We start from the raw sequence: 22,613 nt of genomic DNA on the forward strand, positions 1-22,613 counted from the left end.
AAGTTCGCGGAGCTATTAAGTTCAATCGCGAATGCCTTCCTCGGAAACGCTGAAGACCGCCTCGGCCTCGGGGAGGTTCGGAGAGTCGACGAGCCGAGCGATGCGTTTCCCGCCCTTGCTCTTCCGCAGGTAAATCCTGAAGGTGGCCGCGTGCCCTACGATGTGTCCGCCTATTGGTCTGGTGGGATCCCCGAAGAACGCGTCCGGCTTGGCGGATACTTGATTGGTCACGGCCATGACGGTGTTGTTCAGGTCCCCGAAGCGCAGCAGATTGTGCATGTGCTTGTTGAGCAGCTGCTGCCTCTCGGCCAATGCGCCTCTTCCCATGTACTCCGCGCGGAAGTGCGCCGTCAGCGAATCGACGATCATGAGACGGATCGGTATGTCCTTGGCTATCTCCATGGCCTTATCCACCAGTAGCATCTGATGCGAGGAGTTGAACGCCCTCGCCACGTGTATCTTGCGCAGCGTTTCCGCGGGATCCAAGTCCATCGCCGTCGCGATCTGCACGATCCTCTCCGGCCGGAAGGTGTTCTCGGTGTCGATGACGATGACCTCGCCCTCCAGCCCGCCCTTGTCGAACGGCATGGTGGCGTTGACGGCCATCTGGAAGCACAGCTGCGTCTTGCCGCTGCCGAATTCTCCATAGAACTCCACGATGGCTTGGGTCTCGAAGCCGCCGCCCATGAGCTCATCCAGTGCCTTGGAGCAGGAGGTGAGCTTGCGCATGTTGCGCCGCCTCTCCAGGATCACATCGCCGGGCTCGAACCCTCCCACGTCCGCTGCTTCCTTGGCAGCGGCGATTATCTTGGTGGCGGCCGCTTCCCCGATCTCGCACGCTTCCGCGAGGTTCTTGGGCGACTCGACCGCTATGGCCATCAAATCAGTGTAACCGGCGTCCCGCAGCCTCTCGGCCGTTGCAGGCCCAACTCCGGGCAACTCTTCGAGTTTCATCTCAGCCATCGATGCACCTGCCTTTTACCTATCTTCAGCGCACTTATAAACATGCTAGAGGGTAGGACGAAAGTGCCCGTTCTCCGGGCCTCGAGGATCTATCACCTGGCGGGAGTATTAAATCGATTCGCTGCAGTCAGTCTCAACTTCTCCAGCAAGGCTCGTCGACGTCGGGATTGGTGAAAAAGGTTTAAATCCCGCTGCCGTTTAACGGGAGAGCATGGCCAAGAAGAAGAGGAAGGAAGAGGTGGAGGCGGAGAAGTACGAGTTCAAGCCTCCAGATTTCGACGAGAAGTCCTTCCTCGTGAACGACATCAAAGGCACCAAGATGCTCATGGTGGCAGCCCTGCTGGGCATCGTTCTGGGATCGGTAGCATACTTGTTGACCGGCGTCTCGGCCCTGATAGGAGTGGTCGTCCTCTTCGCCGGTGCGTTCCTGCTCAAGTATGTCCTGCAGATCTTGAGAATCAATACCGAGGGGGTGCAGATGAGAACCCTGGCCGGCAACATCGTTCTGCTGATACTGCTGGGGTTGGCCATATGGATCATGCTCCTGAATCCTCCCTTCTCCGACCACTTTGCACCAGAATTCAGAAGCAACACTCAGGACTTCCAGCACGCCGCCGAGCCGTGGGAGAAATACATCGACGCAGGCCACACTCCGATCTATTCGGGGGACGGCGTTCGCATCAATATTACGGTGAGGGACAACGGCCGCATCGCTCACGTCTATGTGGAGGTGCCAGAGGTCACCACTGGCCAGGTCGAGATGGATCCCAACCTGGTCCCAGGCTCGTACATCTACCAGAACACCTACACTGCGAGCGGTTCGACTGCCACGTATACATACACCATCACGGCTGTCGATGAGGCCGGCAACAGCGCCACGACGAACGGTGCTTTTGTCGTCAACCCCGTGGTCTAGTCATCTCTCCCAAGGGAGGGTACGGTCCAGGTGCCGGGACAGTGTTCGCTTCATATCGGCCTTCAGCGAACCAGCGGTGTCCCGCACTTCCATTCCTGCGAGGTCCCTGAAACTGCTGCCGAGGGCGGCCTTCATCGCCTCTCCCCGCACCAGCTCAGGGGCGCGCCGATACTTGCGCTCGACCAGCGCTACCCAGCGCCCGTTCTCGATGTAAGGTCCGACGACCGCCTTTCCAGACCATTTCTCCAAGAACCCGACAGCGTGCCCGATCCAGACCGGCGGACCGACATGCTTCATCACCCTTGGCAGCTCTTCCGCCATGAGCTCGAACACCAAATCCACCCGACCTTCCATGGGATGGGTGCTGGTGGCGACCACAGAGAACTCCCCCGCTTCTAGCGCCGCTTGCAGACCCTCCACCGTCTTCTTCATCTGCGGGAAGAGGTCATCATCTATGAGCTTCGGTCGCTTGAGGCTCACCACCAGCAGACTGGTGCCCCTTTTGTCCATCTCTTTCTTGATCTTCGGCAGCGGCCAGGTCTTCGGCGCCCGGGGAAAGAAGAATCTGATGGACGGGCTGTCCAGGTACGCCTTTGCCGCGTGCTGGAAGCAGGCCATCGAGTCCATGGAGACGGCGGAAGCCACGTTCCGTGAGGAGTCCACTGGGTCGTAAAAGACCAAGGGTGTGTCAAACCGCTCACCTTTACCCTCCAGGTCCAGAACCTCTCCTTTTTTCCAGCTTCCCGCTGCCGCCAGAACGGAGCGGAAGTCTCCATACCTCAGGACGAGGAGCTCAACCAGATATCCTGAGAAGCCTTGCACCTTTGCCTCGGCACCGTACGCCCCGATGCCCTTCATGAACTGCTTGAGCAGGCGCACGTCCGCCTTCTGTTTCTCAGCCAGGTGCGATTTGATATAAGTGGTATGGAAAGGGGTACGATCGACAGCGGACTTGAGACCGACGGGGCTGGAGATGCGGAAACATGGGACCAGGTCGACCTCGTACCCAGAGTAGATGCCATGAACGTAGGGGTGCTCGGCGTAGCGCTCTTCTCCTCCCAGAACGCTCTTGCCGATGCCTAGGCCCACTATTTCCAGATCCTTGCGCGAGGTGCTCTCCGGGAAAAGGATGAACACATCGATGTCGGGCGTGGAGGTATAGGTGTCCTTCGCCACTGAACCCTGGAGGGTAGCCTCCAGAGGCAATCCGGTGTCGTTGATCGCTTCTAGCACGTGAGCGAGAAGGGTCTTGGCGGCCTTCTCCACCCGCTTTCGACGGGCAGGGGACGGAGACACCCTTCCCAATACCTCGTTCTCAATATCCATCGACCCGACCATTGACTGCGCTGTGGATAATACTTGCTGCAGAGGCGGGACCCTCGGGCTATGACTGGATGGCGGTCTAGAGAATGAGATATATGATGTCTAAGGCCGGTGTGGGGGATTCAAGACAGATGCTTAGGAGGAAAGTTGAGCCACCGACCTCAGACACCGATTTTTCGCCTAGTAATGCACTACTATAAGTATTTATGTATTATTCGCATCTGTACAATTGTTCTAAAGCGATTCCGATAGGACACCATATCAGGCTGAAGAATCAAGATCTGGCTAAGCCTTTTAACATTCGCTGAATGATTAACTATGGACTCATGTGTTGCAGAACCGAATCTCGAGGCTGGTATATACGCTTCATGGAGATATGTTAAGATCATGCGATTGACTTAGGGGATAGGCTCTGATTCGAAGCGTTTTTTTAGTAACTCATTGGTTGGTAACAACCCAAAATAGGAAACAGGCAATTGCCAATGAATGTTCATAGATGCGGATTGGATTTTACGAACACTATATTGACTATTGTTAAATTTTACAATTGTTAAGCATGGATAAGGCGCATTGAATTACCATTTCAAAAGCTACAACCTATTAGTATGTATTTAAGCTGTTAAATCTCTATATCAAAGTCTGACATATGTAAAGGAAGCATCGTAGGGAACCTCACCGCAGCGGCGAGCTGAAGCAAGGTTAATATAAGGGGTGTCGCCTGATTTCAATTAGAGGTTTTGAGGGTTCGCGAGATCTCTCGAAGACCTCTCAATACGAACACCTAATAACCAGAAATATGGGGGGGGTTCGTAAGGGGTGTGAGAAATGATAGACATAAGTAGTGTAAACTATGAAGAAGTTTTCCGACGCTATGATATCGAGACGGAAGCCAAAGAGAAGCCTGAAGCGTTGGCCGCAAAGATCTTGGCATCCGTTTCCGACGCCAAGCTGAAGAAGGTCGCTGAGGACGTCGTCTTCATGAACTATAAGGGCGTGGAAGAAGACGTCAAGGCAGCGCTCGAGAAGACCAAGCCTGAGGACGTGATCGAGAAGGGGCTCGTCAAGGGAATGGATGTCGTCTCAGAATTATATGGACGCGGCATCTACTACCTGCCCCAGGTCATGGTGGCTGCAAAGGCGATGGAGCTCGGCATAAAGACCGCTGAGAGTAAGATGAAGGGCGAGAGGGAGATGAAGGGCACTGTTGTCATGCATGTCGCCGAGGGTGACCCGCACGATATCGGCAAGAACATCGCGGCAGTCCTGCTCAGGTCCAACGGCTACACCGTGGTCGACATGGGCAGAGATGTGCCGGTTGACGATGTTGTCAAGATGGTCGAGGAAAAGAAGCCCCAGATGGTCACTGGAACAGCACTCATGACCACGACCATGTCCGCGTTCCCGACGATCGCAGAAAGGCTCATCGAGAAGGGCATCGAAATCCCATTCGTCTGCGCTGGTGGCGCAGTGAACAGGGTGTTCGTCGAGTCCTACCCGCTGGGTGTGTACGCCAATAAGGCGGTCCAGGGACCAGTCCTGGCGAGCAAGGCCGTCGAAGGCTGGAACTACCAGAAGTTCAGACTGAAGTGGGATGAGCTTGTGGGTGCCCATGGAGCAAAGTAAGAGGTGATAAAAATGGCATCAATAAAGAGATTCACCAGGATGGAATACAAGAGCGCTGACGAACTGGTCTTCGGTGAGGCGAAATACCCGGTGACATACGGTCTCGGCCAGAAGGCTGGTGCTGGGCATGTCATCCCCGAAATCAACTTCGCCCCCAGGCCCGGCGCTAGCAAGAACCCCGAGACCCTGACGAGGGAGTACGTCGACTACATCGCCAAGGACATACTCGACCGCGCTATCACCTTGGGATTCCCACGAGTGCAGCTGGAGAACGAGCACATATGGCAGATGGTCAACGACCCGCAAAAATTCGAGAAGCCGGTGGTCGCCGGTCAGAAGGAGATCATGGAGAAGTACCACGATGAGTATGGCATCGAGCTCTCCATCAGACACACGATCGCCGACCCCAGGCTTTGCGAGAAGGGCTTAAGGCCGAAGATGGACAAGGTCCACAACTACCCGGAGAAGGTCATCGAGTCCGCTGAGGTCGCTGCGGAGAACGGCGCCGATATGCTCTCGATCGAGTCGATGGGTGGCAAGGAGGTCTCGGACTATGCCATCATGAACGGCGACATCAAGGCCTGGCTGTTCGGTATCGGCTACCTTGGCTCGCTGGACATGGAGTGGCTATGGCCCCAGCTGGTCGACATCTGCAAGAAGAACAAGGTCATCGCTGGCGGCGACACGAACTGTGCCGGGGCGAACACCTCGATGTTCATGGCCGGCGGCTACCTGGACAAGGATGTTGCCAGGACGTTCGCGGCCGTGACCAGGGCGATCGCTTCCGCAAGGACCCTGATCGCATATGAGGCTGGCGCTACCGGACCGGGCAAGGACTGCGGCTATGAGGGCCCGATCCTGAAGGCCATCTCCGGAAGGCCTGAGGCCCAGGAAGGCAAGGGTGCCCAGTGCGCTCACGCCGACCTGATGGGTAACCTGATGGCGCACACCTGCGACCTGTGGTCGAACGAGTCCGTCGAGTACCACCCTGAGTTCGGTGGGTCATCCGTAGCCTGCTGGCTGGGCGTCATCGGCTACGAGTGCGCGCTGATGACGACCGCGAAGCAGCTCGGCAAGGACAAGGTCCTCAGGGACCTGTATATGGCCGCGGACCGCTTCAAGAGCCCCGAGGGATTCATCCTCTGTTACGACAACGCCTACCAAATCGGAGAGGCCATCGTCGGCGAGGGGAACGACATCTACCTGAGGTCAAAGGCGGCCGGTATGAAGGCTGCGGAGCTGATCGACGCATCTGCCAACTCCAAGGGCGGCATCCGCCTGAACAAGATGGAGAAGGACACTCTGGCCAAGATCATCGTGGACCTCAAGTCCCTACCGGACGACCAGGACAAGTTCGTCGACTGGGCGCTCAAGACCTACAAGGACATCCCGATGTTCAACCCGAGGAACTACGGGCTGTAAAGCGTCTGAAGAACTCCATGAAACCTTTTCCAAAACCCTTTCTTTATCCCCTTTTTTATGACACTGGTCGAGGTGCTGCCCTGCGATATTGCCGTTGATGCGTGCATTCGCTCAGAGGCCAAGCTGGTCCGAGACACCCTTCATGCCGCTGAGCGCCAGCCCGAGGAACTCGTCCAGGCTTAGTCCCAATTCCGCGCAACGCAATATCCGGTCCCTTGAAACGCCCTTGGCGAAATCCTTGGATCTGTGCTTCTTGACAAGTGATTCCAGTTTCACATCGACGATCTTCTTCGATGGCATGACCAGGGCGCATGCGAGCACCAGGCCGGAGACGGCATCGCACGCCACCAATCCGATCTTCAAGCGGGAATCGACCGGGACCTTGGTGTTCTCGAAGTTGTGTGCCATTATTGCCTCGATGACATCGACGTCGACGGTGTCCTTGAGTAGATCTTTGGCCTTGATGGTATGGTCGGCAGGACCGGTGCAGACCTCGAAGTCGATGTCGTGCAAGATGCCCACTAACTCCCATCTATTTGCGTCCTCGCCCAATCTGGAGGCGACGGAGCGCATTACCGCCCCGACGGCGATCATGTGCTTGATGTTGTTTTCCTTCTTGACATAGGTCCTGACCAGATCGAGAGCCGCTTCCCTTGTGAGCATCAACACCACCTGTCCGGTTCGAGTTCAAGCCAGCCTTCTCAGCTCGACCTGCCTCAGCGGTTCTCCATACTGTTGATGATGAAGGCTGGAAGCTCGAAGCCGCTGATCGGGCCAACCTCCACGGTCCACCTGGTTATCTGCTCAAGCTGCTTCTCGATCCCCGCGCACAATCCGGGTATGATCAGCTTATGGTGGTTGACCTTCATGGCCACTGCGCTGTTGGTCAATCCCCGCATTACGGTCATGGGCGTTACCAGCTTCATCCCGGCCGCGTGATCGATGGTGAACCCCTTCGTTTCCGTAGGAACCAGATACGCGCTCGCTCCAGGCGTCTTTGAGAAAATGAGCTTGAGCACCTCGATCGTCACCCCGGAGTTGCCGGTGATGAGCACCGGCGAATCCTCACTCGGGAAATTGAGCTCTATCATCTTCTCCGAGACCGTGCTCATCGTGGCATCGGCCTCGTGCACCTCCAGCTTTATCGACAGTGCCCCGGCCAGGGATTCGCTCATCCTCATGGCCATCTCCGGGCAGTCCTTCACCGAAGTCTTACCCTCGCTGAGAGGCTTGGCGAACTCCGGGCAAGATGCATACCCACAATTGCCGCAATCCTTCCCCGGCAGATACTTGACGATGATCTCCGGGGAGAGGTTATAGAAGTCGACCTCTTCCACGACCACGCGACATACCCCAATGGAATTCAATAACATGTTTTACATATAATTGTTGTCATCGAGCATTCTCCGCAAAGGCGCCACCATTGGAATATCGGGGCCGCAACTCAGGCCTTGGCGGCCTTCTCCACCTTGCCTATCTTGAGATTGCGGAACTTGAAGACCTTCTCGGGACAGCCCTGCTCGCACCTCAAGCACGCCGTGCCTCCGCATAGGTCCGACGCCACGCAGATGTGGTAGCCGCTGGGCGTGGAGTCAATGGCTATTGCGCTCTCGGGGCACGCCTCCTTGCACTTCTCGCATCCGATGCAGCCCTCGAAGCTGCCCTCTATCTTGACCCCGATGTCCCTCAGTATCCTCAGCCCCAGGTCGCCGAGGATCGGTATGTCACGCTGGACGAGCTTCACGACCTTGCACTTCTTGATCTTCTTGGGCAGCTCCTGGATGCCCTCCATGCGCAGCATCATGTTGTACGCGTCCAAGGGCATCCCCTCTTGCCAGTAGGCCAGCTCCTGGATGAAGATGGTCTCGAAGACCTTGTCGGTGGCGAACATCACATGGTTGGAGCGAATGGAGTTGGCCACGGTCTGCAAACGGTCGATGATCTCCGGGTCCTTGACGATGTCCGTGGCCAAGGCCAGCGAGGTGTTGCCTACCTGGTACACGGTGTTGAAGGAGGGAGGGATCAGACCGACCCTCTGCGCTTTGAGGGCATCGACATAGGTTCCGGATGCGCCAGACATGTACATGCTATCCAGCTCCGCGAACTTGATGCCCGCGTGCTCCAGCAGGGTGAAGTGCCCGGCTCGCATGGCACCGAAGGTCTTGGCAGCCTCCAGGAAGTCGTGGGTGTCGATGGAGATGCCCTCTTGGAGGTGCATTTTGCCATCCTTCGTCAGTATCTTCGGTGGCTTGATGAGGTATGTCTCCATGCCCGCCGCGATGACGGCGATGACGCCAGTGCCGGTGACCCCTATGGCCTTGCCATGCATCCCACCTTCCTCGATGATGTTGCCGGTGGTGATGTCCATTAGGTCCCCGTCTTGGGGGAGCAGGTTCTCATCCAGTACCTTCATCCTCCAGTTGAACTCGTATTCCAGGTCGCATATGGCGCCAGGAGATGCCAGCATGCCATGCTTGATGTGCTGTCCCTCGATCGCCGGTCCGGCCGCGGCCGAGCCCGTATAGATCTCATCGCCGACCTTAAGGGCCATCTCAGCGTTGGTCCCGTAATCGGTGACCAGGCAGGTCTCCTTCCGTTCCAGCAGCCCGGTCTTCAGCATCATCGCCAGCGCGTCGGCTCCGATCTCGTGCTTGATGGCCGGAGGCACGTACAAGTCCGCCTCGGGGTTCACCGCCAGCCCGAGCGAGCCGGCCTTGATCACCTTGGCGTCCCTCTTCTGGTGCTCCACCCCTCTGACCTTCAGGGCGCGTTCTCCAGCGAAGGCCAGGTCGCGGATCTCCATGTTCTGGAAGATCGAGAGCTGGATAGGATTGCCGCAGATGGCCATCGTCCTCACCTTCATAAGGTCGATGCCCAGCAGCGCCAGCAAGCGATTGGTGGAATCGATCAGGAGCTTGTTGGCGATATCCGTCGACGCCTCGATGCAGAATGTCAGATGGTCCATGACGTTCATTCCTGGAACAGGGTGTCTGACGGTGATCGCGGTGGAGATGATGTCCTTGGTCTTCAGGTCGATCGCGTGCGCGCGTGTCCCGCTCGTTCCCACATCGATGGAGATGCCGAATTCCTCGCTCAAGTCCTTTCACCCCAATGATATCAACTTGTCCAGGTTCCGAGTCTGATCGTGATCGCGCTCATGAATGGTTATCTTCAACTTCAAGGCCACTGGTTCCAAGGCTTTGCGCATCGCTTCCTCTATCTTCCTGTCCTCGGTCCCTACGATGGCGGCCATCAGGTTCATGCTTCCCGAGGTTATCGCCCCGTCTCCTATGGTCTGGACGGTCTCCAGCCCCAGCTCGGTGTCTACCAGGTTGAGCTGGATATGTCCAAGGGGGGTCTTGATGAACGCCTTCACATGGCCGATCAATGGTTGCTTGCCCGTTATCCGGTTCGCCACCTCCAGCAGGAGGTTGCCCATCATCTTCGTCAGGTCCTGTGCCCTGAGGTCCCCTCGTGACTCGAAGTCCACCTTGAGGCCAAAGGAGCCCGCCTCTGCCAGTTCCTTTGTGTCCTCATCGCCCATCGCTCAGGTCACCCCCAATGCCGTCATCAGCTCCCTCACTCCCTCCCCTTCCTTGGCGGATATGTGCACCAGAGGGGGTTTCGGGTTGAGCTCCCTGATCATGCCTTCGATCTCCTTGATCCTCTCTGGAGGAACGAGGTCCACCTTATTGATGGCGATGATGTCCACGCCCGAGATCTGCCTGCTGAAGAATTGCCTCATCTCGTTGAAAAGCCTCTCCGCCCTGAACGCATCGACCAAAGCCACCGAGATGTTGCGATCGAACTCCACCATGGAGGTGCGGATGATGGTATTGATCTTCGAAGGAAGTGCTAGTCCGGTCGGCTCGATGAGGATGATGTCCGGCTTGTACTCCTTGGAAATTATCCTCAAGGTGTTCTGCAGACTCCCGGACAATGAGCAACAGATGCATCCTTCCGTGAGCTCGACCGACCTCAGCCCGAAGGACTCGATGACCGCCCCGTCCACCCCCACCTCGCCCACTTCGTTGACGATGATTGCGACCTTCTTGCCCGCTCCTCCCAATTCCTTGCCCAAGCGGATCATGAGAGTGGTCTTGCCGCTCCCTAGGAACCCGGCCAGTTGACAGATCATCATCAATCGTTATGAATTGGCTGCAGCGTTAAGAAGCTTGTGTCCAGACGCTTCGCCTGGAGAACTTGGAAACCGGCTCTTGATCACGACGGGCCTTTGGACGGCGACTTCAAGTCCTTGTCCGCGCCCTAATCGCCTTCCCAACGGTCAAGCGCATGAAGTCACGAGCGGCGATGGTCCTCACCCCGGTCCGATCCTGGACATACCTGGCCTGCTTCTCCGCCCCTTCTTGCACCAACTTGGAGCCGAAATGCGTCAGAACCGCCACCTCGGGACGAATGGCCTCGGTCATCTCCGCCGCGTCCTCGGTGGCGAGATGATACTTGACCCTTGATCCTAGTGGGCGGGTCACGCACATGATGAGCACCCTCGCCCCTTGGTGAGCGGACACGACGTCATCGTCCAGCTCGCTGTCGCTGACGTAGGAGATCACTCCGCTGGAAGTGGAGATGCGAAAGCCGATCCCATCCGGGTCGGAGTGTTTTGTCGGCGTTGCGCGTATCATCAGTCCACCTGCCACCATTTCCTCACCAACCGACAATGCTCGGACCTCGCCTGCGATCCGTCTGTGGTAGGCGGACAGCACGGGACCGAAATCGCCTCGGCCTTCGATCGCGCTCACCGCCCCGGCCACCAATCCACGGTGGGAGAAGTTGCATCTGGTCATCCCTTCCACCAGCACCTCCGCGTCCACGTAGTGGTCTGGGTGAGCATGAGAGATAAGGATGGCGTCGGTGGCCGCTGGATCGAGATGGGCTTCGCGCAGAGCCACCACCGCCCCCGGGCCGGGGTCGATATGCAAGTTCCCGCCGTCCTTGATGTAGATGCCGCCGGTGCGACGCACCTGGTACACCATGGAGAACCGACCTCCGCCCGAACCCAGGAAGATGATGGTGACCATTCCGTGACCCCGCTGCAGCCGAGGCATCGAGTAGTCGCCCCCACGCAATTAATGCTTTGCACCCTCTACCCAAAGCTGGCCTTCCAAAACTTGAATAGCGGGGAATGGCATGCGAAGCGCGGTTGTCATGTCCGACCTGCTGGTGAAGGATGCCCTGGTCCTGACGCAGAACTCGACCCGCGAAGTGCTGAGAGGCGACGTGTTGGTGCGGGACGGGAAGATTGCCCAGGTGGGCAAGGTGAAAGCCTCCGCGGACAGAGTGATCGATGCCAAGGGAGACATCCTCTTGCCCGGATTCGTCAACGCCCATACCCACGTCGCCATGAGCATCATGCGGGGAGTGGCGGACGACGTTCCATTCGGCAAGTTCCTGGACAGGATGTTCGCCCTGGACGCAAAGCGCACGGACGATGACATCCTGGCTGGCGCAAGGTTGGGATGTCTGGAGATGCTCCGGGGCGGCACGACCACCTTCGTGGACATGTACTATTCGGAGGACATCATCGCCAAAGCGGTGGAGGAGGCCGGTCTGCGAGGCGTACTATGCTGGGCCGTCCTCGACCAGGAGTTCACGACGCAGAAGGGAGTGCCGCTGGACAACTGCAAGCGCTTCCAGGCGCGCTTTCGGGATTCGGAGAGAATCATCCCCGGGATCGGGTTGCAAGGCGTCTACGTCTGCTCGAAAGAGACCTTCCTCGCCTCTAAGGAGTTCGCGGAGAGCAACGACCTCTTGCTGCATTTTCATCTCTCCGAAACCAGGGGAGAGGTGTACGAGCACAAGCGCAAGCACGGCGCTCGGCCGGCCGAGTGGCTGGAGAAGATAGGTTTCCTGAGCGGGCGATGCCTGGCAGCCCATTCCGCCTGGCTGACCATCAATGAGGTCAAGGCCCTGGCCAAGGCCGGGACGTCGGTAGCCACTTGCCCCGTTTCCAACATGAAGCTCGCCACGGGCGGCGTCGCTCCCATCCCCGAGATGCTGCAGGCCGGGATGAACGTCTCCATCGGCACGGATGGTGCTTCGACCAACAACAGCCTGGACATGTTCGGGGAGATGAAGACGCTGGCATTGCTGCAGAAATCGAACCGTTGGGACGCCACGGTAGTGAGCGCGCAACAGGCCTTGGACTTCGCCACTTTAGGTGGGGCGAGGGCCATCGGCCTGCAGTCGGAGATAGGCTCCATCGAGGTGGGCAAGCGCGCCGACCTGGTCCTTCTACGATCCCAAGCACCGAACCTATGCCCTGTGACCCCCGAGAACGTCGTCTCCGGAGTGGTGTATTCCGCGCACGCGGGGAACGTGCGAACGGTCATCTGTGACGGCAAGATCCTCATGCTCGACCGCCAGGTCCTCACGCTTCCCGAAGCTCAGGTAGCGTTAGAAGCAGAAAAAGCGGCCAGCGGTCTTCTTGGCCGGGCATAATGCTGGCTCAGCTCTCGACAGCACTCCTGGCCGGTGCGTCCGCGGAGGGAAACCTGATACACAATGTGTCATGGAGATAAGCCTCTTCCCCATTGACTATCATCGCTGGAACTTGAGGATCAAATGGCCAGGCGCATGCGCAGCACGAAAACCACTCCCTTCGGATGGTTGTCTTCTACAGTGACGGTTCCTTCGTAGCGCTCGATGACCTTCTTGACTATGTAGAGGCCCAGGCCGGATTGTCCCCCTTTGCCATACTTGAAGCCTTCTTGCCATATCTTCGACATCACCTCAGCGGGGATGCCGACCCCTTCGTCCGCGATCCGGATCTCCCCCTCATTCTCAGGCAGCTTCCGCATGGTTATTCTCACTACCTGGCTGCCCGAATGCACGATGGCGTTGTTGACAAGGTTCTCCAGGACCGAGGAGAGCGCATCATCGCCGATTACGGTCACGTCCCCCTCCACCTCAAAACGGATGCCCTGGCCAACGTGGCGGCTCAATACCTCCTCCAAGACCACCCTCACGTGTATTGGTTTAAGTTCCTTTGGTGAGACGACCGACTCCACCTCTTTCATCTTCTTGATTAGGTCGACCGACTTCTCCACCGCGTTCGCCGCAGAGTCGAGGAATTTCTCGTCTTTCTTCATGCGGTATATGTCGATCCCGCCGCCGATGACCGTAAGGTTGTTCATCACATCATGCCGAAGGATGCTGTTGACCACCTTAAGCGTCTTGTTCACGTCCTCCAGGTCTCGCTTCGCCGTCGCCTCAGCCAGAGCCGCGCTGAGGTTGACATCGTCGAAGTGCCCCCATACCAGGACCGAATGCGCCCCCGCCGCCAAGGTCTCGCGGATGCGCCTTCGATCTCCGTGATTGGTGATAGCCACGAGGGGAGTGCGAGGCAGCCTCTCCGCCATCTTCCTGAGCGGCTCGAATCCATTTCCTCCCGGGAGCCCGAGGTCGATGATCACCAGGTCCGGAACGCTATTGGTCGCCGCCTCTAGGGCTGAGGCAAGACTGCCCTCCGGTCTCATTTCCGTATCGTCGCCGAGGGTCTTGGCAAGCATCTCCATGAGCGAGTTCATTGCATCTGGTCTTGCCGCCACTAGCACCTTCGACCCCTTTTTTCGCATCCTCAGCCACCTCAGGCAGGAGTGAATCCCTTTCATTCTATGGTCACGATACCTAAAATAATCTTCTGGCCCGGCTACGATTTTGAGTCTCCAGTACGCAACGGTGGGCCAATGGAATTCACTCACGCGTTGGCGCCACGTTCTTGTCTAGCTGCAGGATGAGACGGGGTCGTCGAAGCCTGAACTGGATGACGCATCCTATGCCAGAATCACCCGACGGGCAGTTTCAGGACAGGTTCATCTCTGCCAGCATGATCTGGGCATTAGCGCACGGTCTAGATCTGAAGAAATGAAGGAGTCCCGACTCCCGGATTTGAACCGGGCGCCTGCTGATAACGGCTGGATACCGGAATACCGGCAACCTACTACAGTCAGCCGCTCTAACCAGACTGAGCTAAGTCGGGGGTTCAGAACCCTATTACAAGAACCCTATTACAAGTTCCGTATTTGAAATTTTGTTCGAGCTCTTTTGCCATTCCAGCCTCTCAGCGGATTTTAATCAAGGGGGCAATCTTTAAATATGCTCCAGAACATATCATCGAAACGTCGGACAGAAGAGGTCTATCCGACCTCTTAGGTCTTCAGGTGCGAGGATGGAAGACAACGAGCTGGAGAAGGTAACGCTGCGCCTTCCCGCACGCTACATACGAGCCCTCGACTTCCTGGTGAAACTAGACGACTTTCCCTCGAGGTCCGAGGCGGTCCGAGCCGCCGTCCGCGATTTCGTCTATGACCGGGTCGATCTGGTCATGGACAAGGTCAAGAAGATGGAGGAAGCGGAACGCACCCTGGCAGAAATGGAGACCTTCGAAGAGCAGTACTTGAACAAGTAGCCTGAGAGGATGGGATGGGATGCACATTCTCTGACCGTGAGGTTCACGATTACCTCCCCCCTTTTTTTTCTCCATTGTTGAGCGGCAGCCCTAGCTAGCTCTAGGCAGAAATGTGATTAAAGGGGTTTTGCGGCCGAGGCTTGTCTAGCCAATGTAGCCGAGGTCCTCGCGCTTCGGTTCCTGGGGGGACTCCAGGTCCTTGATCTTGGAAGCGATCATATCGATCTGCTGTGCCTTGTTCTCCAGCTCGCTGAAGTCCACCTCCACGTTGAGGATGCTCGCTAGGACTCGCAGAACGGCCTCTGCGCCCTTCGGATCCACGAAGTAGCCGGAGGTCTCACCCATCAGGCAGACCGCGCGCATGCCTTCGATGCGGCCCAGACCGAGCAGAAGGCCGCTTGCGCCCACGATACCGCTTCCCGGTTCGCCCTTGGAGAAGATCACTCCCTTCTGCTTCATCTCCTCCACCAGCTCCAGGTCCGTTGCCGCTCCCAGTACTCGGGGGTTCTCCACTATGCGGCCGATGCCATAGCCGCCCAGGGTGAATATGGTCTGCACCTTGAGCTTCTTGGCCAACTGCAAGACGTGGTCCGAGAGTTCATACTGCCCTTCTGGTGTCAATCCTTGGTAGTCTCCGACCAGGAGGACCAGGTCTGGGCGTTTTCCTTCTCCTTTGGAGTAGTAGAGAGCGTTGTTCACAAGGCGGATGACGCCGTTGTCATCCAGGAGCACCTGGGGAGGGAAGAACTTGGAATAGATGTCAGCGAACTTCTTGGCCTTGAGCTGTTCCAGCAGGTGCTCAGCGGCGAGCTTGCCTACGTTCCCGACACCAGGCAACCCCTCCACCATAATGGGGGATTCCAGCTCCGGCCACTCTATCACTACGGTCTTGATGTCATCCATTGTAATCGCCTCTTTCCTTCTTCAGTCTCCTTCTGTACTCACCGTAGCGGTCATCGGGCGAGTACCTAGGGGGCAAAGGGACCTCGACCTGCGCTCCGCAGCGCGGGCACTTGGCTCCCAGCGTATATTCCTGACAGCTCGGGCACCTTCTTAGCAGGGTCCTCATTATTAACCTTTCCTTAATTGTGATGCGAGTAGAAGTAATTGCGCCAGTCCGGCATGTTCTTGGCTCACTTGCCATCCCGGTGGAACTCGCCCTCGCCGCCCAGATTCCTGACGGTGGCGATCATCTCGTTCGTGACGGTCTTGAGGTCCTCTTCCGCGGTCTTATAGTCCGGCGCCGACACGACCACGCGGTAACGAGGGGCTCCCACGTATTGAACGCTAACGTTGTCTCCGCCCGTCTCGATGCCTGATATCAAGGCCTTCTTGATGCAGTCCACTCCCTCGGAACCGGGGCACTTCAGCTCGATGATGCCGGAGATCTGCACGAACGGTGGGGCGACATTCTCCCTGGCCACCTGGATGAAAGCTTCGGTCCAATCACCCTGGAGCTCGTTCTCCTCCAGCGCTTCTCCGTTGGCGGTGCACTGCTCGAAGGCCGCGTAGAGAGAACCGAACTTGTCCACCAGCAGGTGTCCGAAGCGGTCGTGGGCCTCTTGCGCGGTTATGCTTAGCCTGTCCGCCACGATCTCCATCAGCTTGTCCGCCTTGGTCTCGTTCTTCCATTGCTGGATCTTCTCTCGGCGTTGGTGTTCGTTGACGGACTTCAGCGAGAGGTCGATGTGCCCTTTGGACGTGTCCACGCCCACGACCTTGCACACCACTTTCTGTCCTTCTCTGATGTAGTCCCGGATGTACTTTACCCAGCCGGTGGCTACGTCCCTAACATGGACGAAGCCCTCCTTATTGCCGTACTCATCTAAAGTGACGAAGGCGCCGAAGCTCTTCACGCTCTGCACGGTGCTGACAACGAGCTCCCCTTCCTCGGGGAACTCGCTGGTCCTCGACATCCTAATCGACCACCTCAAGCAGCTGCCCTTTCATTTGACCGGTCCCTCCGGTCGGCTTGATGAGGGTGGAGCCACAGACGTGGCAGACCACCGATGTGGCAGGCCGTTTGAACGCGATCTGTTCGTTGCTGCAGTCCGGGCACTTGATCTTGATGAAATTACCGCTGTGAACCATTGCCATCACTCCGATAGCTCGAACTTCTTCGACCGGAAGCACTGCTTCTGGTGGGCCTTCTTGCAGGTTTTGCAGCGGTACCTTAGTGGCACGCGCTTCGTCGGCTTCTCTCGGCCCTCAGGCTTCGCCCTGGGGAAACCGCCGTAACCAGACGTGGCACGCCTGAATCGCCTCTGCCCCCACTTGAGTTCGCTGGCCTTCTTCTTCTTGACCCTTTCTACTTCGTGCTGCTTGTGGACCTTGCAGAAAGGGCAGTAAGTGCTAATTGTCCTGGGCATCTTCATGGATTGTCACCTTCGGACGTAAGTTGCCCTAATATGCAATTGATATATAAATCCTTAGCAGAGACATGTCGGAGCTTTGAGCATCTGGCTCGTTATGAGCGCTATCCGGAGGGATCAAGCGGACAGGACCGAACGAATCAGGCGCTTGGATTATGTGGTCACAGAGCCTCTTTTTGACCTCTCAGGATAGACCACCTCTGCGAATCGTTGTATGGCGGACAATAATAGAACTATGATATTTTTATAGCGGTTGATGTTTGCGTTTTCCTCAGAAGATGATTGATATCCAGAAGAAGAATTGGCTATTCTGGAGGCCTCATCCAGTCACTAGCCAGACATTTGAATCTAGTAATGAAATAGAAAAGGATATATATGTTCTGAATAATATTTGGGAGAGTGAAAAATATGGGTGAGCGGGGCTTCAGCAAGAAGGACGAAACGCTGGTGGAGCTTCTCGTGAACACCGGCCTGCCGAAGAACGTGGCGAAGACCCTCACCTTCCTGCGCAAGAAGGAGGAGACCACGTCCGTTGAGATCGAGGTCTCCACCGCCCTGCGACAGCCAGAGGTCTCCATCGCCATGCAAGAACTGCGACGGAGGAAGTGGGTCAACAAGCGGGACATCAAGAAGGAGGGAAAGGGTCGTCCGGTGCACGCCTACCGCCTGTCCATCCCGTTCGAGAAGATACTGGAGGCACTGGAAAAGGATGAGCGCAAGCGCATCGAGCGCATCGTGAGCAACATCGAGCTGCTCAAGCAAACGGTCCAACCCTAATTCTTCTTCCTCGTTTCCACGCCGCCATCCGTGCCGATGATCACCTTTGTGACCAGGTCGACGAACAGGCCACTCTCCACCACGCCCGGTATGAGGTGCAGCTCCGCTTCCAGGAGCTCAGGGTCATCGATGCGAGCGAATCTGCATTCGTAGACATAGTTGCCGTTGTCGGTGACGAACGGTCTTCCTTCGCCTTTCAAGTTCGCCGTGCATCCTAGGCTCTCCATGGCGCTCTTGGTCTTCCGGTGACCGAACTGAGCCACTTCCACCGGCAGCGGCGACTTTGTGCCTAGAACCCGCACCAGCTTGGAGTCGTCCACGACGATGACCTCCTCGACTGAGGCGAACGCCACCACCTTCTCCCGCAGAAGCGCACCGCCCATGCCCTTGATCAGGTTCATGAACGGATCCACCTCGTCCGCGCCATCGATGGTCATGTCTATGATCTCCACCTCGTTCAGGTCGACCAAGGGAATGCCTTGCTTTCTGGCCAGCGCCTCCGTGCTCTTTGAGGTGGCCACGCCCTTGATCCTCAATCCCCCGGCCACCCTCCGGCCGATGGCTTCGATGGCGTAGTTGGCCGTGGATCCCGTGCCCAGACCCACGGTCATGCCATCCTCTATGAGCTTCACTGCCTCCTCCGCCGCCGCTCTCTTCTTGTCCACGCCATCACTCCTTGAAATTGTCCTTGATCAGCGAGCACATGCGATCGAAGATGAACTGATTGATGTCCTCGCCTAGCTCAGCCGTCGCCTTGTTCGGATCGCCCACCATGCCCGCCGGGTAGCAGCGTTCCGGGTCGGCGATGACCATGAAATCCTGGCTCAAGAACTTCCCTCTCTTCCGCTTGCTCTTCACCAGTTCTGGTCTCAATGCCAGCACCCTGGAAGTCTCCACCAGGCCCCCGTGCCCGTCCGGACAATCGGGGTCGCTCTTGATCGGGTACTTGTAGGCGATGTCGTAGTCCGAGAGAACCATGAGCTTCATCCCTGTATCGCGGACGACCTCTTCGGCAGCATCGCGGATGGCCGCCAGATGGATGGTCCCAGCGTGCCCGCTCACCAATACCACCTTGTGGATGCCTTGGCGGTGCATCGAGGTAAGGATGTCCATGACCAGCGCCTTCAATGTCTCAGACTCGATGCCGATGGTGCCGGGCATATTGCGGGTGGACGAGTGGTGTCCGTAGCGAACGGAGGGTGCCAGGAGGCCGTCGAACTCCTTCGTCAGGTCAGCGCACAGCGCCTCTGGTTGATAGCAGTCCGTGGCCAGGGGTAGATGTATGCCATGGGCCTCGGTGGCCCCCATGGGCAGGAAGACAATAGGTTCGCGCTTCATCGCCTCAGCGAATTCCTTCGAGGTCATCTCTCCGATCTTCATTTTATCACTTCCGGACCTTCTCCAGGTCGATAAGGCCGGTGCCGCACACCGGGCACAGCCCCCTTTCCAGGGAGTCCTTCTTGTAGCGTTCCTTGAGCTCCTGGTTGATCTGGGCCAGGCGCTCTTTCTTGATGGTCCTGTCGCACTTTGGACAGTACATGAGAGGAAGAACGCATCGTCCATACAAAAACCCGCGCGGTCCCTCAGAACGGAGGCAGCGAGGTCAGAAATACCCGGAACGACGTTGAAGCGAACATGAGGCTGGCGGTGCTCTTCTCCGGCGGCAAGGACTCCACCTATGCCGCGTTCCTCATGCACCAGCTGGGTCACGAGGTGCGAACCATGGTAAGCATCCTTCCCAAGGAGGAGGATTCGTGGCTCTTCCATACCCCCAACCTTCACCTGTTGCCGCAGATGGCGCGTGCGATGGGCCTGGATCTCCTGACCGTGGAGAGCGAGGGAGGCGAAGAGGGGGACCTGGCCGCGCTCCGATCTGCGCTCAAGGATCTGGATGTGGAGGGGGTCGTCACCGGTGCCATCGTCTCAGACTATCAATGGGACCGGATCAACGGCGTGTGCGAGGAGCTCGGCCTGCGAGTCTTCTCCCCCCTCTGGAGAAAGGACCAAGAGATGCTCTTGCGGGACATGGTGCAGGCCGGTGTGCGAGCGGTCTTCGTCCGTGTTTCGGCGGAGGGTCTGGCCCCATCCTGGCTAGGGAGGGAGATCGATCCTCCGGTGGTGGATGAGCTCGTCTCCCTTTCGCGGCGTTGGGGCATGAACGTATCCGGCGAGGGAGGAGAGTACGAGACATTGGTGCTCGATTCCCCTCTCCATCGGCATCCTCTCAAGGCTGTAGGGAAAGAGGTGGTCACGAGGCGGGACGGCGGAAGCCTGCGCGTTCTCGCTCTCGAGGAAGGGTGAGCAAGGCATGAGCCCACATCAGTTCGACGCCAAGGACAAGGCGCATCTCAAGAACGAGAACCGGATGAAAGTCCAGCCTGCGGAAGGCATCCTGGAAAGGGCCGAGGTGCGACGGGACGAGGTCTGCGCCGATTTAGGGTGCGGCATCGGCTATCTGAGCGTGCCGTTAGCACTTCGTTGCCAGGCGGTGGTGGCCGTGGATTCGCAGAAAGAGATGCTTACTACGCTCTGGAGCTCGCTCTCTGAGTTCGCGCGCTCCAACGTATATCTGGTGCAGGCACAGGTGGACCGCCTGCCCTTCTCTGCGCCCTCCTTCGATCATGTCTTCCTGGTCAATGTGCTGCATGAGGTGGAGGATCGCGATCGACTGGCGGAGGAGGTGGAACGCGTGCTCCGCCCCGGGGGCCGGATGACAGTGGTGGATTTCCAAAAGAAACCGACGTCCTTCGGTCCGCCCGTAGAGGAGAGGCTGACCGCGGAGGAAGCGGAGGCCTGCTTCAACAGCGTGAGGTTGGAGAAGAGGCACTCACTGGACGAGTTCTATCAGCTGGAGATGATCCGCCTCTGAGCCTCAGCCTTCCTTGGCGGCCTCGGTCAGCAGTTTGAGCACCAGATCGTAGTCCGGTTCATAGGAAGGGTCATCGGCCACCCAGACGTATTTGAGCCTCAAGTCCCGCTCCACAATATAAACGGCCCGATTGGACCTTCCGGCCAGGTAGCCCTCCTCCCCGCATAGAATGCCGTACTGCCCCGAGACCCGGCCGTCGAAATCGCTCAGGATCTGGTACGGCAGGCGCATGTGCTCTCGGTAGGGAGCGTTGGACATGGGAGAGTTGGTGGTTATCGCTATCAGCTGGCCTCCAGTTGCCTGAAACTCCCCGAACATGTCCCGGAAGGTGCCCATCTCCACATTGCACATCATCCCCCAGACGGAAGGGAAGAAGAGCAAGGCCACCGGCCCTTTCCTCGTCAGCTCTCGCAGCGACACTGGCTCGTTCATCTCGTCCGGGATCTGGAACTCCGGAGCAGGATCACCGGCCTTAAGGGTCGAAGAACGGTCCATCGTCCACCGGAAGAGCATACTGCATATTCTGCGTTTGCATGGCGAAGCGGAACGCGGAAATAGCTCGAAGGTGAATGGCGAGTCGCTCCGAAGGAGGCATCCTATGGCATCATTGAAGAAGGCGGCCAAGGTGGCCATGGAAAAAGTGCTCGCTCTCACGCCCGGCGAAGAAGTGCTCATCATCACCAATTTCGAAGGTGAGGTGTTCCAGATAGCCAAGGCGATCTACGAAGAAACACGCGCTCTCGGTGGAAAGCCAGTGATGATGGTCCAACCTGAGAAGACGACCTACGATTACGCTGAGAGGGTGGTGCTGGAGGCGATGGAATCCGCCCCGGACATCTGCCTCTGCCTGAACAGCAAGAAGACCGGCAAGGACCCGTTCGGAATGAGCGTTGGCTACATTGGCCGGGATGGCAAGAAGTACGAACACGTATACATGAGATCGATATTCGGTGACAGGCGCGTACGAGGCTTCTGGTCTCCGACGGTCACGCTGGACATGTTCCAGCGCTGCGTGGACCTGGATTACGATGAGATGCGCTCCAGCGCCGCCAAACTGGTGGAGGCGATGAAGGGCAAGAAGGAGGTGCACGTGACCGCTCCCGCGGGGACGGACGTCACCATTTCCGTCGCAGGGCGACCTGGAAGGGCGGACGACGGCGATTTCCGTTCGCCTGGTAAGGGAGGGAACCTACCGGCAGGGGAGGTGTACATCTCGCCCGTGGTCGCCAGTACGAAGGGCGTCATAGTCTTCGACGGCACGGTGGATCTGGTGCCGCACGCGGTCCTAGCCAAGACCCCAGTCAAAGTGGAGTTCAAGGACGGTTACGTGAGCAAGGTGACCGGAGGAGAGGAGGCCAAAGGTCTCCTGGCCGTGATCCAGAAAGGCGAGCAGATGGCTCGGGAGAAAGGGTTGAAGACCGAAGAGAGGAACGCTCGCCATTTGGGCGAGCTGGGCATCGGGCTGAATCACAAGGCCACCATGACCGGCAACATGCTGGAAGATGAGAAGGTGGGAGGCACGGTGCACTTCGCCATCGGGGCGAACTACGACAACGACGGTCCGGCGCTCATCCATCAAGACTGTCTGGTGAAGAAGCCCAGCATCTGGGCCGACGGCGAGCAAATCATGAAGGGCGGCAAGTTGCTGCTCTGATTCCGCTCTCTGCGCAGCGTAGCCGCCTCACCTTGAGTCTGCTCGCGCTGCAGAGATTGATGGGGTCGATATTCGCCATGATCAGAGGCTCTTCACCCATTCTTACTGACCGTACGACCAGGAGCGACATAGCACGGGCCAATTCAGCGCAAAGTCAAAAAAACGCTCATTCCTTAGACATTTGTCTATTGATGCATCGCTTATTGTGCAACAACACGATTCCTTGAGCCCATCAGAGCCTTAGAATTAGACAAATGCACGATACC

Annotated in this window: 27 protein-coding genes and 1 tRNA gene; 9 read left to right on the forward strand and 19 right to left on the reverse strand. The window is 57.6% G+C overall.

The features are described 5' to 3' along the window. Nucleotides 1–21: 21 nt before the first annotated feature. Nucleotides 22–963, reverse strand: coding sequence for a DNA repair and recombination protein RadA (radA, locus tag NT137_02210; GenBank protein ID MCX6652152.1), 942 nt, complete (start codon nucleotides 961–963; stop codon nucleotides 22–24). Nucleotides 964–1,174: 211 nt separating this feature from the next. Between radA and NT137_02215 the strand changes: the two genes are divergently transcribed. Then, nucleotides 1,175–1,879 (forward strand): hypothetical protein, encoded by a 705-nt coding sequence (locus tag NT137_02215; GenBank protein ID MCX6652153.1) that lies wholly within the window; start codon nucleotides 1,175–1,177, stop codon nucleotides 1,877–1,879. On the opposite strand, the gene cca is transcribed toward NT137_02215, so the two are convergent. Beyond that, entirely contained in the window at nucleotides 1,880–3,205 is a 1,326-nt protein-coding gene (gene cca, locus NT137_02220; protein MCX6652154.1) for a CCA tRNA nucleotidyltransferase, read from the reverse strand. Between the two features lie 822 nt (nucleotides 3,206–4,027). On the opposite strand from cca, the gene NT137_02225 reads away from it, so the two are divergent. Together NT137_02225 and NT137_02230 are read left to right on the forward strand one after the other, a co-directional pair. Beyond that, on the forward strand, nucleotides 4,028–4,825 hold the full coding sequence (locus NT137_02225; protein MCX6652155.1) for a cobalamin-dependent protein: 798 nt from the start codon (nucleotides 4,028–4,030) through the stop codon (nucleotides 4,823–4,825). 12 nt (nucleotides 4,826–4,837) lie between these two features. After that, nucleotides 4,838–6,247, forward strand: coding sequence for a methanol--corrinoid methyltransferase (locus NT137_02230; protein MCX6652156.1), 1,410 nt, complete (start codon nucleotides 4,838–4,840; stop codon nucleotides 6,245–6,247). Between the two features lie 111 nt (nucleotides 6,248–6,358). On the opposite strand, the gene NT137_02235 is transcribed toward NT137_02230, so the two are convergent. The 6 genes from NT137_02235 to NT137_02260 form a co-directional block, all read right to left on the reverse strand. Further along, nucleotides 6,359–6,910: a hypothetical protein gene (locus NT137_02235; GenBank protein MCX6652157.1), complete on the reverse strand. Its 552-nt coding sequence runs from the start codon at nucleotides 6,908–6,910 to the stop codon at nucleotides 6,359–6,361. Between the two features lie 53 nt (nucleotides 6,911–6,963). Then, a complete protein-coding gene (locus NT137_02240) occupies nucleotides 6,964–7,590 on the reverse strand; it encodes a hypothetical protein (GenBank protein ID MCX6652158.1) in 627 nt (208 codons plus the stop codon). A gap of 101 nt (nucleotides 7,591–7,691) precedes the next feature. Further along, nucleotides 7,692–9,344, reverse strand: coding sequence for a methylamine methyltransferase corrinoid protein reductive activase (locus NT137_02245; protein ID MCX6652159.1), 1,653 nt, complete (start codon nucleotides 9,342–9,344; stop codon nucleotides 7,692–7,694). Between the two features lie 6 nt (nucleotides 9,345–9,350). After that, a complete protein-coding gene (locus NT137_02250) occupies nucleotides 9,351–9,791 on the reverse strand; it encodes a hypothetical protein (protein ID MCX6652160.1) in 441 nt (146 codons plus the stop codon). Nucleotides 9,792–9,794: 3 nt separating this feature from the next. Beyond that, on the reverse strand, nucleotides 9,795–10,388 hold the full coding sequence (locus tag NT137_02255; GenBank protein ID MCX6652161.1) for a hypothetical protein: 594 nt from the start codon (nucleotides 10,386–10,388) through the stop codon (nucleotides 9,795–9,797). Nucleotides 10,389–10,494: 106 nt separating this feature from the next. Beyond that, a complete protein-coding gene (locus NT137_02260; protein MCX6652162.1) occupies nucleotides 10,495–11,286 on the reverse strand; it encodes an MBL fold metallo-hydrolase in 792 nt (263 codons plus the stop codon). Nucleotides 11,287–11,413: 127 nt separating this feature from the next. Between NT137_02260 and NT137_02265 the strand changes: the two genes are divergently transcribed. Then, entirely contained in the window at nucleotides 11,414–12,706 is a 1,293-nt protein-coding gene (locus NT137_02265; GenBank protein MCX6652163.1) for an amidohydrolase family protein, read from the forward strand. 119 nt (nucleotides 12,707–12,825) lie between these two features. Here NT137_02265 and NT137_02270 read toward each other — a convergent pair whose 3' ends face one another. Together NT137_02270 and NT137_02275 are read right to left on the reverse strand one after the other, a co-directional pair. Next, the gene (locus NT137_02270) at nucleotides 12,826–13,842 is read right to left on the reverse strand and encodes a hybrid sensor histidine kinase/response regulator (protein ID MCX6652164.1); all 1,017 of its coding nucleotides are present in this window, start codon (nucleotides 13,840–13,842) and stop codon (nucleotides 12,826–12,828) included. Between the two features lie 298 nt (nucleotides 13,843–14,140). Beyond that, nucleotides 14,141–14,246: transfer RNA gene (locus NT137_02275), tRNA-Tyr, on the reverse strand. A 189-nt stretch (nucleotides 14,247–14,435) separates the two neighbouring features. Between NT137_02275 and NT137_02280 the strand changes: the two genes are divergently transcribed. Further along, complete coding sequence (locus NT137_02280) at nucleotides 14,436–14,675, forward strand: ribbon-helix-helix domain-containing protein (protein MCX6652165.1); 240 nt, start codon at nucleotides 14,436–14,438, stop codon at nucleotides 14,673–14,675. A gap of 144 nt (nucleotides 14,676–14,819) precedes the next feature. Here NT137_02280 and NT137_02285 read toward each other — a convergent pair whose 3' ends face one another. The 5 genes from NT137_02285 to NT137_02305 form a co-directional block, all read right to left on the reverse strand. Further along, nucleotides 14,820–15,578: a proteasome assembly chaperone family protein gene (locus tag NT137_02285; GenBank protein MCX6652166.1), complete on the reverse strand. Its 759-nt coding sequence runs from the start codon at nucleotides 15,576–15,578 to the stop codon at nucleotides 14,820–14,822. Continuing rightward, nucleotides 15,571–15,744 (reverse strand): RNA-protein complex protein Nop10, encoded by a 174-nt coding sequence (locus tag NT137_02290; protein ID MCX6652167.1) that lies wholly within the window; start codon nucleotides 15,742–15,744, stop codon nucleotides 15,571–15,573. Before NT137_02290 ends, NT137_02285 begins: the two co-directional genes overlap by 8 nt. 64 nt (nucleotides 15,745–15,808) lie before the next feature. Beyond that, complete coding sequence (locus tag NT137_02295) at nucleotides 15,809–16,591, reverse strand: translation initiation factor IF-2 subunit alpha (GenBank protein ID MCX6652168.1); 783 nt, start codon at nucleotides 16,589–16,591, stop codon at nucleotides 15,809–15,811. A 1-nt stretch (nucleotide 16,592) separates the two neighbouring features. Beyond that, the gene (locus NT137_02300; GenBank protein ID MCX6652169.1) at nucleotides 16,593–16,766 is read right to left on the reverse strand and encodes a 30S ribosomal protein S27e; all 174 of its coding nucleotides are present in this window, start codon (nucleotides 16,764–16,766) and stop codon (nucleotides 16,593–16,595) included. 5 nt (nucleotides 16,767–16,771) lie between these two features. Then, a complete protein-coding gene (locus NT137_02305; protein MCX6652170.1) occupies nucleotides 16,772–17,050 on the reverse strand; it encodes a 50S ribosomal protein L44e in 279 nt (92 codons plus the stop codon). Nucleotides 17,051–17,455: 405 nt separating this feature from the next. On the opposite strand from NT137_02305, the gene NT137_02310 reads away from it, so the two are divergent. Further along, the gene (locus tag NT137_02310) at nucleotides 17,456–17,824 is read left to right on the forward strand and encodes an ArsR family transcriptional regulator (GenBank protein ID MCX6652171.1); all 369 of its coding nucleotides are present in this window, start codon (nucleotides 17,456–17,458) and stop codon (nucleotides 17,822–17,824) included. On the opposite strand, the gene rpiA is transcribed toward NT137_02310, so the two are convergent. From rpiA to NT137_02325, 3 genes are read right to left on the reverse strand one after another with little or no spacing between them, the layout of a single operon-like run. Beyond that, a complete protein-coding gene (rpiA, locus tag NT137_02315) occupies nucleotides 17,821–18,489 on the reverse strand; it encodes a ribose-5-phosphate isomerase RpiA (protein MCX6652172.1) in 669 nt (222 codons plus the stop codon). The two genes, NT137_02310 and rpiA, sit on opposite strands and share 4 nt — an antisense overlap. Before the next feature lie 4 nt (nucleotides 18,490–18,493). Beyond that, entirely contained in the window at nucleotides 18,494–19,204 is a 711-nt protein-coding gene (locus NT137_02320) for a creatininase family protein (protein MCX6652173.1), read from the reverse strand. Between the two features lie 4 nt (nucleotides 19,205–19,208). After that, nucleotides 19,209–19,364, reverse strand: coding sequence for a hypothetical protein (locus NT137_02325; GenBank protein MCX6652174.1), 156 nt, complete (start codon nucleotides 19,362–19,364; stop codon nucleotides 19,209–19,211). A 95-nt stretch (nucleotides 19,365–19,459) separates the two neighbouring features. Here NT137_02325 and NT137_02330 point away from each other — a divergent pair, with 95 nt between their 5' ends. Together NT137_02330 and NT137_02335 are read left to right on the forward strand one after the other, a co-directional pair. Continuing rightward, nucleotides 19,460–20,125 carry a diphthine--ammonia ligase gene (locus NT137_02330; protein MCX6652175.1) on the forward strand — a complete coding sequence of 222 codons (666 nt, stop codon included), beginning with the start codon at nucleotides 19,460–19,462 and terminating at the stop codon, nucleotides 20,123–20,125. Nucleotides 20,126–20,132: 7 nt separating this feature from the next. Continuing rightward, complete coding sequence (locus NT137_02335; GenBank protein MCX6652176.1) at nucleotides 20,133–20,693, forward strand: class I SAM-dependent methyltransferase; 561 nt, start codon at nucleotides 20,133–20,135, stop codon at nucleotides 20,691–20,693. 3 nt (nucleotides 20,694–20,696) lie between these two features. Here NT137_02335 and NT137_02340 read toward each other — a convergent pair whose 3' ends face one another. Then, the gene (locus NT137_02340) at nucleotides 20,697–21,188 is read right to left on the reverse strand and encodes a redoxin domain-containing protein (GenBank protein ID MCX6652177.1); all 492 of its coding nucleotides are present in this window, start codon (nucleotides 21,186–21,188) and stop codon (nucleotides 20,697–20,699) included. A gap of 103 nt (nucleotides 21,189–21,291) precedes the next feature. Between NT137_02340 and NT137_02345 the strand changes: the two genes are divergently transcribed. After that, entirely contained in the window at nucleotides 21,292–22,347 is a 1,056-nt protein-coding gene (locus tag NT137_02345; protein ID MCX6652178.1) for an aminopeptidase, read from the forward strand. The last annotated feature ends 266 nt before the right edge of the window (nucleotides 22,348–22,613 follow it).

The organism is Methanomassiliicoccales archaeon (assembly GCA_026394375.1).
Taxonomy (GTDB): domain Archaea; phylum Thermoplasmatota; class Thermoplasmata; order Methanomassiliicoccales; family UBA472; genus JAJRAL01.

Bases quoted from the DNA above. Each gene is read 5' to 3' on its own strand.
- radA (MCX6652152.1), bottom strand. From the start codon at position 963: ATGGCTGAGATGAAACTCGAAGAGTTGCCCGGAGTTGGGCCTGCAACG.
- NT137_02215 (MCX6652153.1), top strand. From the start codon at position 1,175: ATGGCCAAGAAGAAGAGGAAGGAAGAGGTGGAGGCGGAGAAGTACGAG.
- cca (MCX6652154.1), bottom strand. From the start codon at position 3,205: ATGGATATTGAGAACGAGGTATTGGGAAGGGTGTCTCCGTCCCCTGCC.
- NT137_02225 (MCX6652155.1), top strand. From the start codon at position 4,028: ATGATAGACATAAGTAGTGTAAACTATGAAGAAGTTTTCCGACGCTAT.
- NT137_02230 (MCX6652156.1), top strand. From the start codon at position 4,838: ATGGCATCAATAAAGAGATTCACCAGGATGGAATACAAGAGCGCTGAC.
- NT137_02235 (MCX6652157.1), bottom strand. From the start codon at position 6,910: ATGCTCACAAGGGAAGCGGCTCTCGATCTGGTCAGGACCTATGTCAAG.
- NT137_02250 (MCX6652160.1), bottom strand. From the start codon at position 9,791: ATGGGCGATGAGGACACAAAGGAACTGGCAGAGGCGGGCTCCTTTGGC.
- NT137_02255 (MCX6652161.1), bottom strand. From the start codon at position 10,388: ATGATGATCTGTCAACTGGCCGGGTTCCTAGGGAGCGGCAAGACCACT.
- NT137_02260 (MCX6652162.1), bottom strand. From the start codon at position 11,286: ATGGTCACCATCATCTTCCTGGGTTCGGGCGGAGGTCGGTTCTCCATG.
- NT137_02265 (MCX6652163.1), top strand. From the start codon at position 11,414: ATGTCCGACCTGCTGGTGAAGGATGCCCTGGTCCTGACGCAGAACTCG.
- NT137_02270 (MCX6652164.1), bottom strand. From the start codon at position 13,842: ATGCGAAAAAAGGGGTCGAAGGTGCTAGTGGCGGCAAGACCAGATGCA.
- NT137_02280 (MCX6652165.1), top strand. From the start codon at position 14,436: ATGGAAGACAACGAGCTGGAGAAGGTAACGCTGCGCCTTCCCGCACGC.
- NT137_02285 (MCX6652166.1), bottom strand. From the start codon at position 15,578: ATGGATGACATCAAGACCGTAGTGATAGAGTGGCCGGAGCTGGAATCC.
- NT137_02290 (MCX6652167.1), bottom strand. From the start codon at position 15,744: ATGAGGACCCTGCTAAGAAGGTGCCCGAGCTGTCAGGAATATACGCTG.
- NT137_02295 (MCX6652168.1), bottom strand. From the start codon at position 16,591: ATGTCGAGGACCAGCGAGTTCCCCGAGGAAGGGGAGCTCGTTGTCAGC.
- NT137_02300 (MCX6652169.1), bottom strand. From the start codon at position 16,766: ATGGTTCACAGCGGTAATTTCATCAAGATCAAGTGCCCGGACTGCAGC.
- NT137_02305 (MCX6652170.1), bottom strand. From the start codon at position 17,050: ATGAAGATGCCCAGGACAATTAGCACTTACTGCCCTTTCTGCAAGGTC.
- NT137_02310 (MCX6652171.1), top strand. From the start codon at position 17,456: ATGGGTGAGCGGGGCTTCAGCAAGAAGGACGAAACGCTGGTGGAGCTT.
- NT137_02320 (MCX6652173.1), bottom strand. From the start codon at position 19,204: ATGAAGATCGGAGAGATGACCTCGAAGGAATTCGCTGAGGCGATGAAG.
- NT137_02325 (MCX6652174.1), bottom strand. From the start codon at position 19,364: ATGTACTGTCCAAAGTGCGACAGGACCATCAAGAAAGAGCGCCTGGCC.
- NT137_02330 (MCX6652175.1), top strand. From the start codon at position 19,460: ATGAGGCTGGCGGTGCTCTTCTCCGGCGGCAAGGACTCCACCTATGCC.
- NT137_02335 (MCX6652176.1), top strand. From the start codon at position 20,133: ATGAGCCCACATCAGTTCGACGCCAAGGACAAGGCGCATCTCAAGAAC.
- NT137_02340 (MCX6652177.1), bottom strand. From the start codon at position 21,188: ATGGACCGTTCTTCGACCCTTAAGGCCGGTGATCCTGCTCCGGAGTTC.
- NT137_02345 (MCX6652178.1), top strand. From the start codon at position 21,292: ATGGCATCATTGAAGAAGGCGGCCAAGGTGGCCATGGAAAAAGTGCTC.